Here is an 11871-nt window from a genome sequence, read left to right as displayed (position 1 = left end):
CTTTATTCTTCTCTTTGGCTATCAAATAAATTAAATGTTTCTTCTTCGTCTTCAAAGCCTTCGACAAAGTTAAACTCTGTTAAACGAGGCAATTCTGCAAGAGATTTAATTTTAAAATAATCATAAAACTTGTCTGTAATTCCATAAAGAATTGGGTTTCCAGGAGTAGGAGAAACACCAACTTCTTCAACAACACCTTTAACAATAAGTGTATTTAAAACTTGGTCGCTTGCAACTTGTCTAATGTTATTAATCATTGATCTTGTAACTGGTTGTTTGTAAGCAATAATTCCTGCAACTTCAACTGCAGCATTTGAAAGTCTGTGCTTTTTAACCACTTGAACCATTTTTATAATATATTCTTTGTAGGTTTCTCTGCTAGCTAATTTATATATTTCTTTAAAATTCACTACCTTTAAACCTCTATCCTGGTCATTATAGGTTTTAAGGAAATCATGCATAACTTTGCGAGCTTCATTGATGGTATTAAGGTTAAAAATTTCTTTAACTTGTTGTAAACTTAAACCTTCATCACCTTGTATGTAAAGTAAAACTTCAATAATATTATTTTTCATTTTCTATTCCCCTTTCATCAAATAAAGGTCCTTTGTTAAAAATAATTAATCCAAATTGCTCATTTTGATGCATTGTTATTATTTGGCGACGAACTAAATCTAAAACAGCTAAAAATGTAATTACAAAATGGTTCATCGAGGGTTGATTAAATATCATTTCAAAAGATACTGTGTCAACTGAATCAAATATATTTAAAATGAATGGAATCTGGTCTTTTGGTGTCAACCTGAAGTTATCCAACTTAGTTTTTTTAAGTTGAATTGCATAGGATCTTTCAAACATTTTACGTAGCACCGTTATTAATTTTAAAGGTGTTGATGATCCATCTAAAGCCGCTGGGTCATCATCAAGAATAAACTCATCAATATCAGAAGGTTTTTTAATAAAAATGTCTTGTCTCAAAGCTTCTTGTTCACGCAGTGTCTTAGAAATTTCTTTAAATTGTTGGTATTCATAAAGTCTACGTAGCAATTCTCTTTTGTCCTCTTCTATTTCTGGTTTTTCTTCAGGAGTGTGCAATAACATTTTAGATTTTAAAGCCAATAATGTCGCAGCAATAACCAAATAATCACCCGCAATGTCGATTTCATGCTCTTGAAGCGTGCTAATAATTTTGATGTATTCACTAGCTAATTCAGCTAAATCCACTTCCATTAAATCAACGTTTTTTTCCTTCACCAAAGCAAGCAGAAGATCTAGAGGTCCTTCATAATTTTCAAGCTGAATATTATATTTTCCGTCGCTTGTTTCATATAAACTTTCTTTTTTACTCACTCAAAGCTCCTTCGATTTGGTTTTTAACCTTATCTGCTAATGCACTAGCATCCATTGTCATAAAAACTTGCGGTTTAATAGGTTTTAAGAAATTTACTTTAATAATAAGTTTTTTATTTCTTTTTTTATTTAATGCTTGACGTGTATCAGAAATCGCAACAGGTACAATAGGTAAATAATTACTATATGCAGGTTTAAATGCGCCAGGTTTGAATTCACCCAATCCATCTTCAGTAACTCTTGTACTTTCAGGGAATATTACACCACATGTTCTTTTTTCACGAATAAATGCACCAAATTCATGTAATGCCTTTATGGCTTGTCTTGGGTTATTTCTATCTACATAAAAAGTATCCAAATAGTTCAAAACACGCTTATTTATACGCTTTTTAGTTAATTCTATTTTAGCCAAAAAGGTTGGAACTTTGTGTTCAACCCCTTCTTCTTTAGTCTGTTTTTGAAGAGCATAAATCATAACTAATGGATCTATGTTCGATTTATGATTTGGAACTAAAAGTAATGGCCCCTTAGGCAAATCCTTGTAACCTTCAACCTTAACTTTAATATTATAAAATCAAAAAATTCTCTTAACTACTTTTAAAAAATAATTGTAGCGAGCTAATTGTGGTTGTTGATCAGGAGCTTTTTCATAACTTTTTGTTTTAGCTTTAACTCTTAATAATAAAAATAAAAAATATCACCAAAAGAAAATCATTTTAAATATATATCCCATATTATCTCCTTATTTATTTTTTTTAGATACTATAGCCACTAAAAGTCGACCAGTATGGCTAATTGTAATATCGAAATTTGGATGAACTCAAAATTGATCATTTTCATCGCGCTGAATATAAAATTCGGCAAATTTAGCATAGTTATTGTCAGCTTTAAACATCGCTTCTTTAATTCCCCAAATTGATGCTGCATAAACAATTTTCTGATTTTTGCTATTTAATTGCGAAAATTTCGCGAATTCTTCTTCGTGCATAAATCTCTTAAAAAATTTTTCATTTTTAGAGCTAAAACGATTAAGCTCAACGAGATCAACTCCTATATTCATATCTATAATTATATTTAATTTATATATTAATTCTAATTTATATTATGAATAATGATTATGTAGTTAAGAGCAAAAAAATTACACCTTAATAATAGCAGATACAAATTGCCAAAATTCTATTTTTTTCTATTTTCGATAGAAAAGTTTAATTTCTTATATATGAATGTATGACCCAAAAAAACAAAGGTATGCTTCTTGAAAAAATAATTAACCAAACAATTAGTTTTTATGAAAAAAACGAACTTGCTTTTATTGAAAAAAAATCTATACCAGTAAAATTTTCTGGTGTAGCAAACGATGGAATTAAACTTGAAAATGCATCATTCAAAGGCAAAAGTACTGTTGATTATATAGGATGTTATAAAGGATATTTTGTTGCTTTCGAAGCCAAGAGTGTTGAAGGTGATGTTTTTCATTATAAAAATATTTCTTCTCATCAGTTAAAATATTTAAAGAAAATTATGCAAAATGGTGGTTGCTCATTTTTAATAATTTTCTTTAACCATTACGATTCATTTTTTTTAGTGAAAACCATCGACTTATTAAAATGAGATAAAAAATCAATTAAATTTAACGAGATGTCAGAGATTGGTTTTAGAATGGATTTAATTTTTCCAGGCATAATTGATTTTTTACCATTTTTAAATAATTTATTTTAATTGCTACCAAAAATGCTGTTCTACAGTGCTTTTGGATTGATGAAATATAAAAAAACTTGGGTTTTTCCAAGCTTTTTTTATATGGTGCCGAATACGAGGATCGAACTCGTGTCTACTGATTACGAGTCAGTTGCTTTACCACTAAGCTAAAACGGCATAAAGCAATTAAATTGCTTTTATAATTATAGATTGTTTTTTACCTTTTTTAAAAATCGAATATTTTTTATTAAAGTTTTTAGGCTCATAAATTGTGTTTTCATCGATGATGATATCATCTAATTTTAAGGCTTTTTGAGCAATAAATTCTCTCGCTTCTCTACGCGAACTTAAGATTTTTGTAAATATTAATTCATCTATTAAGTTTTTGCCTATTTGAATATTGACAGTTTTTATATATTCACTCATCAATTCAATTTGGTCAGCATCTAGAGAAAAAATATCAAATGATTTATCAAATAAAAATTTAGTAATATTCTTAGCATTATTTAGTTCTTTTTCACCAAAAATATCTTTAGTTACTTCCGAAGCAAGAGTTGACTGAGCTAAATGATTTTTAGTGTCTTTTTTATGCTCAACAATTAACTTTTCTATCTGTTCTACAGATAAAAAAGTTAATCAGTAAAGTAGTTTTTCAACACTTTCATCACTTTGATTAAATAAATATTGGTACATTTGAAATGGTGAAGCTAATGATTTATCTAACCAAAGAGCACCACCACCGGTAGATTTACCAATTTTTTGCCCATTTTCATCTGTTAATAATTGAAATGTTAAAGCAACAGCTTGATGTTTATCGCCATGAATTTTGGTTATCATATCTAGTCCAGAAGTAATGTTGCCTCATTGATCTGATCCTCCAACTTGTACAGAAACTTTTTTATCACTATAAAGCTTTAATCAATCATTTCCCTGAAGAAGCTGATATGAAAACTCGGTGAATGATAAACCGCGTTCAATTCTTCTTACCACAGAATCTTTAGACATCATCGAAGCTACGTTTAACAATTTTCCAGTGTCGCGTAAAAATTCTAAAACGCCTGTATTACTGTAGAATTCGTAATTATCAAGCACTTGTAATCCGAATGATTCAAGTTGTTTTTTTATTTTCTTTTTATTTTCATCAACCTTTGCTTGATCTAATAAAACCCTTTCACTATCATTAAAAGAAGGATCTCCAATCATACCAGTAGCCCCACCAATTAAAGCATAAGTTCTAAATCCAGCTAGCTGAAATCTTTTTAATATTGAAATTAAAATATAGTTGCCTAGGTGTAGACTACTTGCTGTTGGATCAAAACCGCCATAAACTGCTTTATATTCATTTGGCAAATTTAAAAATTTTTCTTCATTACTTATTTGTTTTAAAATGCCTCTTTTTTTCAGTTCTTCTAAAAACATTATTTCCTCTTTTCAATTTCGATTTTCAATTGTTCATCATACTCATGTTCACTTATACCTAAGGAATCATTTGAAGCAAGCATACCTTCACTTTTGATACCCATGATCTCACTATTTACTATGGCTAGCCCTTTTGCAGTTATTGAACCAGCTAAGAAAAATGGAAAAACTTTCCCTTCTAAAGTATATAAGGTATTAGTTAAAATTTGCTTTTTATGTTGTGGAAAGCTGATTTCAAGCACAAAAAGTTTATCACTTTTGGCGTGATTTTCACGCTTTATAATTAATCCATATTCATAATGCTTATTTTCATTAAAAATAAAATTAGGGTTAGCTTTATAAACGATATCCTTTAATTTCGCTTCTTGTTCAATAGTTAAAAAACCATAATCCTTAGTTAATTCATTTTCAAAAATATTCCCAAAAAAAGTTATCGAATGAATTTTATTATTGTCATCAAATAAAACAGTGAAACTAAAATCATCTAACGCAAAACTTTGCTCTTTCGTTATTTTTACTGATGTATCAGAATAAAAAAGATATGAATTATTAAAGTTTTTATAAATATTAAAATATGTAACCATGATTATTAAATTATATATAATAAAAGAATGAAATACGCAATTATTATGGATTCATCTTCGGGCTTAACTGAAGAACAAGCTAACAAACTAGGATTTTATTTTATACCATTGTATCTACAAATTGATGGTGTTGAATATCGCGACGGAATTGATATAAATTCGAAAAGCATTTTTGAAAAATATACATTAGAATCAGAAGTTAAAACTTCATCATTTAGTCCTGCAACTGCAATCGAACTTTTTGATTTATTGACAAATAAGTTTGACCGTATTTTTGTTTTTCCTATTTCGTATGCATTATCAGGCGCATACCAAAACTTTGTGAATATAGCTAAGGATTACAAAAATATTACCGTTATTGAATCAAAAACAATAACTGTTTTATCTATAGTGGAGGCTATTTGGTTAAAACACCAACTTGAAAAAGATTTTGACAAGTGGCCAGAATATGTAAATATAATTGAAAATAATAAACTTAATTTTGCAGCTTCATTGGTTCCAAAGCATAATAAATATCTTGTTAAGGGAGGCAGATTAACAAAGGGAGCCGCTATTGTAGCAAGAATGCTGAAAATAGTTCCTATCATTAACCTAGAAAACGGTGCACTAGTAAAAGGTGATTTGGGTAGAATTTATTCAAAAACTGTTTTAAAATTAGTTAATTCAATGGTTGAAAATGTCAAAAAACAAAAAATTAATCCTCTTTGATTTATGTTGGAAGCTAATAATGATAAGGCAGAAAAAGAAGCAACCTTATCTGAACTTAAAAAGCATTCTAATGATGTTATTCTTGCAAATATTCCTTCTGTAATGTCTATTCACACTGGACAAGATGCGACTGTTATTGCATGATTTGAATTAGAAGAGGATATTAAACAAGAAGTTATAAAAGTTTTTGAAGAAATAATTAACAAATAAGTTGCTGTGGCAACTTATTTATTTTCTTTTATAACCAAAAAGCCTATACTACAGTCTTTTTGGTCATTTTTGTTAAAAATAAAAAATCTCTTATAATCATTTATTGGCCCAAAATATAATCATCTAAAAAAGGAATAAAAAAAATGGCAGGGGTGACAGGATTCGAACCCATAACACACGGGGTTGAAGCCCGATGTTCTACCGTTGAACTACACCCCTGTGTGTAGCCAAGTTATTATAACATAATAATGTCAAAATAAATCATATTTTAAAGGCAAATAAAAATTAGGCAATCCTAACTTTTATTATTAAGTGTTTCATCTATTAAATCTATTACATCTTGAATTGTTTTAATTTGAGCCAATTTTTCATCGCTGACTCTTATTTTTAATTGTTCTTCCATATCAAAAACTAATTCCGCCAAAGAAAGTGAATCAATTTTTAAATCTTTTAAAATTGAATCTTTTTGAACTTTAAGTTTAGTTAATTTTTGAACTTTTTCAATTACTAATTTTTCAATATTCATGACTCTCCTATGTCTCGATAACCACAAATCTATATTTTTTATTTATATCTTTAATAATTTTAGCATTTTTTATATTTTGCCATTTTTCTATATGTTGAGGATTTATTTCTAAAATTAATTTACCACCAGGATTAAGATGTTTACGATATTCTTGTAATATTTTATTATAAAAATATCAACCATTGTCTGGAGCAAAAATTGCATTGTATGGCTCAAAGCTTAATGATCTAAAATCAATATCTAATTCGTTTTCATCTACATATGGCGGGTTACAAATTATTAAATCATATTTTTCATTTAACCCTGTAAATAGGTCATTTTGGATAATTTTTATTTTGTTTTCATTAATTAAGTTTTCTCTAATATTTTCCTTAGTTTGCTGTATAGCTTCTTCAGAGATATCACTAAATGTGACTTCTAGAGAAGGATTATTTTTAGCTAAAGCAATACCAATAAATCCGCTACCACAACATAAATCTAATACCTTTGAGTTATCTTTTATATAATTTCTAAGAACTAAATCGACTAATTCCTCGGTCTCGTAGCGAGGAATTAAAACGTTATGATTAAGTAAAATTTTTGTATTTAGAAATTCAACGTATCCGATGATTTTTTGAACCGGCATACCACTTTCAAGTAATTTTAATTCATTTTCACCAATAGTTTGACTTAGACCATAACGTCTTTTTTCTCTGATTAAATCTTCTTTATTCGCCATCAAATAATCCGCTATCTTTAATTTTTTGATTTTGTTCTTCAGCTAATAATGCATCAATAATTGGGGTTAATTTGCCTTCAATAACTTGTTTTAAACTGGTTGAAAAACCTATTCTATGGTCAGTTACACGGTCTTGTGGATAGTTATAAGTTCTAATTTTTTCACTTCTTTCGCCATGTCCGGCTAATTTTCTATACCCTGATTCCTCGTCTTGTTTTTTTTGCATTTCTAAATCATATAATTTAGATTTAAGAATATTTAAAGCCGTTTCACGGTTAGCTATTTGGCTTCTTTCATCTTGAGATGTAACAATAATTCCAGTAGGTAAGTGGGTAATGCGCACTGCTGAGTCGGTAGTATTAACACTTTGACCGCCAGCACCCGATGAACGATATGTGTCAATTTGTAAATCACTTGGTTTTACCTCTATTTCAACACTATCATCAATTTCAGGCATAACTGTCACAGTGGCAGTCGAAGTATGAATTCTACCTGCGCTTTCAGTAACGGGAACGCGTTGCACTCTATGAACTCCTGTTTCAAATTTAAGCTTACTATAGGCTTTTTCGCCACGAACCATAAACACAACTTGAGAATATCCACCTGTAGCGCCTGCCGACGTTGAAATTAGTTTTACCTTAAAATCAAGATCTTCTGCATACTTAGTATACATTCGTAGCAAGTCTCCAGCAAAAATGTTAGCTTCATCCCCGCCTGCAGCCCCACGAATTTCCATAATAACATTTTTGTCATCATTTTCATCTTTTGGCAAAATTAAAATTTTTAATTCAGCTTCTAAAGCTTGTAATTTCGGCTCACTTTCTTCTAAAATACTTTTAGCAAGCATAACTTCATCATTATCTTTGGAACTTAACATTTCTTTTGCCATAGTACAGTCATCTAAAATATTTGTATACCTATTAAAAGCATCAACAATGTCCTTGATTTTATTGAGTTCTTTATTAATTTTTGTATATTCTTTAATATTATTTATTACTTCTTCCTGTGAAATTTTTTTATTTAGGGTATTATATTTTTCCCTTATATCAGAAAGTGATTTAATCATTGTTTTTTCCATAGTAATATTATTTTATATTAAGTATGTTTATAAATAAATAAATTATTAGCTTAATTAAATTAGTATAGAAAAAGAAAATAAAAATCAAGTTAGCAAATGTATCTAACTTGATTGAAATTATTTGTCTAATTTAATTCTAATTGCAGGTCCCATTGTAGGGGCAACAACAACGTTTTGAATGTATGTTCCTTTAACTGCTGCAGGTTTTAGACGTTTAATTAAGCTAATAATTGTTTGTGCATTTTCCTTTAATGCTTCAGTAGACATGCTTTGTTTTCCAATCATTGTGTGAACAACACCAGCTTTGTCTGTACGGTAGTTTGCTTTACCTTTTTTAAGTTCTTCAACAGCTTTTTCAGGGGTTGGGGTAACTGTACCTGTTTTAGGGTTAGGCATTAAACCTTTAGGTCCAAGTTTTTTACCGTATTTTCCTAATAAAGGCATCATAGCTGGGTCAGCAACCATAACGTCAAAATCAAAGTCATCTTCTTTAATTTTTTGTTCTAATGCTGGACCATCAACAACGATATCTGCACCAGCCGCTGTAGCTAATTTTTGTTTTTCAACATTATTTGTAACAACTAAAACTCTAACTTTTTTACCTGTACCATTAGGAAGTAAAACTGATCCACGTAATTGTTGGTCAGCTTTACGAACATCAAGATTTAATTTGAAAACTAATTCGATTGAGGCGTCAAATTTTGCATATGAAGTTCTTTTAGCTAATTCGATTGCTTCGCTTAATTCGTATAGAATTGTTTTATCAAATGATTCTCAAGCTGCACGAATTTTTTTACCATTTTTTGAAGCCATTATTCTTCTCCTTTGGTTTCATCGCTAATTGTTTTTACTTCAATTGCTTTGCCTTTTGTTTCGGTCATTTCTGCTTCAGCAGCAGCTAATGAAGCTTCACGAGCTGAAGCTAATGATTTAGCTTTTGCTGCTTCTTTAGCTGCTTTTTGTTCAGCTAAAATATCATCGTAGCCTTCAATTAAAATACCCATGTTTTTTGCTGTGCCAGCAATAATTTTCATAGCTTGATCAACATTTTCAGTGTTTAAGTCAGGTAATTTGTATTGAGCAATTTCTCTTAATTGATCAACTGAGATAGTCGCAACTTTAGTTGTTTTTGAGTTTGCACTTCCGCTTTGTAATTTAGCAGCTTGTTTTAATTTAAAACTTGCTGGAGATGTGAATAATTTAAATTCAAATGATTTGTCTTTGTATACTGTAATTTCAACAGGAACAGGTTCATTTCCTCTATCACGTGTTGCATCGTTAAATGCTCTCGTGAAGTCAGGCATGTTAATACCAACACCAGCTAAAGCTGGACCTGGTTTAGCTTGTCCTGCATTAAATTGTAATTTACGTACACGAACAATATCTGCTTTAGATTTTGCCATGTTAAATATCCTTTCGATAAGTGTGGTACTAGCGATTTTTTAAATTCTCTCCCACTAGTTCAGAGGCAATATAAATTGCTTTTCTATTATAAAGCATAGTTAATTAAATTGTAGTTAAATATAAAATATTTATTTATTAAATAATATGAGAAATGACCTTCTCACTTTTTTATACTTTATTGTTCCCGTTAATACTGTAATACAGTCATTTTGGCAACAAAAGTTATTTGTGGAATACTTCGTTTAATTTATATTGTCAAATGCCTTTCCTCAAAGTTTTTGCATCAGCTTCTGCTTTTTGAAATAAATCTCACAACTCTTCAGAGTTTTGAAATTCCATATAATAAGGGCTTCTTTTATTCTTAATATCAAAAAAAGACATCTTAACTAACCCACTTTTCAATAACTCTGCAGATAAGTTTTTTTCGCCTGTAGCAATAACATTAGCGACCATTCTCCCGTATTTATCGGGTCTAATTTTCATTAATTTAATAGGTTTATTTTGTAAAGTTTTTTCAACAAATTTTTTAGCACTTTTAGCAAAATAATTTTCATATTTAGCTAAATTTTCTTTATTGAAATCTTTTTGTAACTCGGGAGCGTCTACACCTAATAAACGAATACGAGATTCCTTTGAACCTTCATAAATTAATAATGTATCACCATCTACTACCTTATATTTTTCAATACTAATATAGGAGTTTTTGTCAATTGCAGCATGCACACATTGAGAAGAAACTAAAGGCAAAAGTAAAGGTGCTAAAAAAATCAATTTTATTTTCATACCTTATTATTGATACAATTTGAACAAAAGATTAAAATAAGAAAAAAATAGATTTTTTTAATTTTATGCTAGTGGAAAACCAGAAGGAATGATTTCATTTTTTTGCTTATCTTGTGAAATATCAAACAAAATGAACCCTTTGAGATAGGTAAGTTTAATTGATAATGCTATATCATGTTTGTCAAAAATAACTATCGAAATTTGGTTTTTAATACCGTTATTTGATAGTTTTTTTGTTTAAACAACATTTCGACGCAAAACAAGAACATTGATCAGGTTAAAATGTTCTTGTTTTGTTTTTCAAAATGTATTAAAACAACTTTATTTGTACCAATATTGACAACAAGCAACATTGTGAATTTATTATGGCCATTAAGTCAGTAATGACTACAGCCATCAATTTCAACGATAACCCGTTCCTGTTTTTTGAAACTCTCTCGACTGTTTTCGCTTTCTTTTTATAGTTGAAATTGAGACATCTAAAGCTATTGACAATTGTTTATTTGTTCAATCGCTATGCCTTGTAATTTGCCTGTAAATTAAATCATTTTTTTGCTGCATATCTCTGATTTTTCATACCAAAATTGTGTTCCTTAGTTGAATTCTAACTAAGAGGTTCATTATGTTTAATGTTTGAAAATATTTTAATTATTAATATATATTAGATGAGCATTGAACATATTTCAATATAATATAAAAATATATGAAAGGTGGACATGATGAGTAGCGAAATAGTACCTAAAATAAGATTTAAAGGTTTTAATGAGAGTTGAGAGCAGTGTAAATTAAAAGATTTTGCTATTTATAAGTCATCATCTCTTACAGTAAAAGATTGTAAAAATGAAGGAAAATATGATTTATACGATGCTAATCAAATTATAGGGAAGACTGATAATTTTGTGATGAATGAAGATTATATTACAATTATCAAAGATGGTGCGGGAGCTGGAAGAATAAGAAAATTGTCCAGAAATACTGCATTTATAGGCACTATGGGAGCGCTGATTGTTAATAATAGCGATCTAGATTTTTTATATGCTACTTTGAATAGAGTAGATTGGAGTACTAAAACAACTGGTTCGACAATTCCACATATTTATTTTAAAGACTACGGAGAAGAAATATATAAAGTACCATTTATTATAGAACAACAAAAAATAGGTTTATTTTTCAAAAATTTAGATTATCTAGCCACACTTCATCAACGTAAGATAACTGCACTCAAAAAAATCAAGCAAACTTTACTTGAAAAAATGTTCCCAGTTGAAGGCTCAAATATTCCTACGATTCGGTTTGCTGGATTTACTTACGCTTGAGAACTAAAAAGGTTAGGGGATGTAACCAATTTTTCAACCGGTAGAGTTATAACTGTTTTTCAATCATCTAAAAAAGG

At 29.3% G+C, this 11871-nt stretch carries 16 protein-coding genes and 2 tRNA genes; 3 read left to right on the top strand and 15 right to left on the bottom strand.

Features of this window, described 5'->3' with window-relative positions; genetic code table 4:
* Window positions 1-2 precede the first annotated feature (2 nt).
* The 4 genes from scpB to T385_RS0100125 are packed head-to-tail and all read right to left on the bottom strand — an operon-like array spanning window position 3 to window position 2410.
* Entirely contained in the window at window positions 3-575 is a 573-nt protein-coding gene (gene scpB / locus T385_RS0100140; RefSeq protein ID WP_029905409.1) for an SMC-Scp complex subunit ScpB, read from the bottom strand.
* Window positions 565-1350 carry a segregation/condensation protein A gene (locus tag T385_RS0100135; RefSeq protein WP_029905408.1) on the bottom strand — a complete coding sequence of 262 codons (786 nt, stop codon included), beginning with the start codon at window positions 1348-1350 and terminating at the stop codon, window positions 565-567. The genes scpB and T385_RS0100135 overlap by 11 nt, the downstream gene beginning before the upstream one ends.
* Window positions 1343-2083, bottom strand: coding sequence for a lysophospholipid acyltransferase family protein (locus T385_RS0100130; protein WP_029905407.1), 741 nt, complete (start codon window positions 2081-2083; stop codon window positions 1343-1345). Before T385_RS0100130 ends, T385_RS0100135 begins: the two co-directional genes overlap by 8 nt.
* A 9-nt stretch (window positions 2084-2092) precedes the next feature.
* The gene (locus tag T385_RS0100125) at window positions 2093-2410 is read right to left on the bottom strand and encodes a 4'-phosphopantetheinyl transferase superfamily protein (RefSeq protein WP_029905406.1); all 318 of its coding nucleotides are present in this window, start codon (window positions 2408-2410) and stop codon (window positions 2093-2095) included.
* Window positions 2411-2577: 167 nt separating this feature from the next.
* Here T385_RS0100125 and recU point away from each other — a divergent pair, with 167 nt between their 5' ends.
* Window positions 2578-3069: a Holliday junction resolvase RecU gene (gene recU, locus T385_RS0100120; RefSeq protein WP_036450645.1), complete on the top strand. Its 492-nt coding sequence runs from the start codon at window positions 2578-2580 to the stop codon at window positions 3067-3069.
* Window positions 3070-3151: 82 nt separating this feature from the next.
* Here the strand turns inward: recU and T385_RS0100115 are convergent.
* The 3 genes from T385_RS0100115 to tapR form a co-directional block, all read right to left on the bottom strand.
* Window positions 3152-3225 (bottom strand) — tRNA-Thr (locus tag T385_RS0100115).
* A 9-nt stretch (window positions 3226-3234) separates the two neighbouring features.
* Window positions 3235-4470 carry a tyrosine--tRNA ligase gene (tyrS, locus tag T385_RS0100110; protein WP_156953930.1) on the bottom strand — a complete coding sequence of 412 codons (1236 nt, stop codon included), beginning with the start codon at window positions 4468-4470 and terminating at the stop codon, window positions 3235-3237.
* A complete protein-coding gene (gene tapR, locus T385_RS03535; RefSeq protein ID WP_051677931.1) occupies window positions 4467-5051 on the bottom strand; it encodes a TyrS-associated PheT N-terminal domain-related protein TapR in 585 nt (194 codons plus the stop codon). The genes tyrS and tapR overlap by 4 nt, the downstream gene beginning before the upstream one ends.
* A gap of 27 nt (window positions 5052-5078) precedes the next feature.
* On the opposite strand from tapR, the gene T385_RS0100100 reads away from it, so the two are divergent.
* Entirely contained in the window at window positions 5079-5969 is an 891-nt protein-coding gene (locus T385_RS0100100; RefSeq protein ID WP_029905400.1) for a DegV family protein, read from the top strand.
* A 144-nt stretch (window positions 5970-6113) separates the two neighbouring features.
* Here the strand turns inward: T385_RS0100100 and T385_RS0100095 are convergent.
* The 8 genes from T385_RS0100095 to T385_RS03655 form a co-directional block, all read right to left on the bottom strand.
* Window positions 6114-6188 (bottom strand) — tRNA-Trp (locus T385_RS0100095).
* A 76-nt stretch (window positions 6189-6264) separates the two neighbouring features.
* Window positions 6265-6495: an acyl carrier protein gene (locus T385_RS0100090; protein ID WP_029905398.1), complete on the bottom strand. Its 231-nt coding sequence runs from the start codon at window positions 6493-6495 to the stop codon at window positions 6265-6267.
* 7 nt (window positions 6496-6502) lie between these two features.
* The gene (gene prmC, locus T385_RS0100085; protein ID WP_029905396.1) at window positions 6503-7213 is read right to left on the bottom strand and encodes a peptide chain release factor N(5)-glutamine methyltransferase; all 711 of its coding nucleotides are present in this window, start codon (window positions 7211-7213) and stop codon (window positions 6503-6505) included.
* Window positions 7203-8291 carry a peptide chain release factor 1 gene (prfA, locus tag T385_RS0100080; RefSeq protein ID WP_029905394.1) on the bottom strand — a complete coding sequence of 363 codons (1089 nt, stop codon included), beginning with the start codon at window positions 8289-8291 and terminating at the stop codon, window positions 7203-7205. The genes prmC and prfA overlap by 11 nt, the downstream gene beginning before the upstream one ends.
* 117 nt (window positions 8292-8408) lie before the next feature.
* Window positions 8409-9104 (bottom strand): 50S ribosomal protein L1, encoded by a 696-nt coding sequence (rplA, locus tag T385_RS0100075; RefSeq protein WP_029905392.1) that lies wholly within the window; start codon window positions 9102-9104, stop codon window positions 8409-8411.
* Window positions 9104-9694: a 50S ribosomal protein L11 gene (gene rplK, locus T385_RS0100070; protein ID WP_029905383.1), complete on the bottom strand. Its 591-nt coding sequence runs from the start codon at window positions 9692-9694 to the stop codon at window positions 9104-9106. The genes rplA and rplK overlap by 1 nt, the downstream gene beginning before the upstream one ends.
* Window positions 9695-9917: 223 nt before the next feature.
* Complete coding sequence (locus T385_RS0100065) at window positions 9918-10478, bottom strand: thermonuclease family protein (protein WP_084276652.1); 561 nt, start codon at window positions 10476-10478, stop codon at window positions 9918-9920.
* Window positions 10479-10865: 387 nt separating this feature from the next.
* Entirely contained in the window at window positions 10866-11099 is a 234-nt protein-coding gene (locus tag T385_RS03655; RefSeq protein WP_156953929.1) for a hypothetical protein, read from the bottom strand.
* Between the two features lie 95 nt (window positions 11100-11194).
* On the opposite strand from T385_RS03655, the gene T385_RS0100060 reads away from it, so the two are divergent.
* On the top strand, window positions 11195-11871 hold a 677-nt coding region (locus T385_RS0100060), incomplete at its 3' end, for a restriction endonuclease subunit S (protein WP_245601755.1).

This window comes from Mycoplasmopsis opalescens ATCC 27921, assembly GCF_000712185.1.
Classification (GTDB): Bacteria; Bacillota_I; Bacilli_A; order Mycoplasmatales; family Metamycoplasmataceae; genus Mycoplasmopsis; species Mycoplasmopsis opalescens.
Note: the sequence above shows the minus strand (reverse complement) of the source record. Positions and strands in the feature narration are given on the sequence as shown.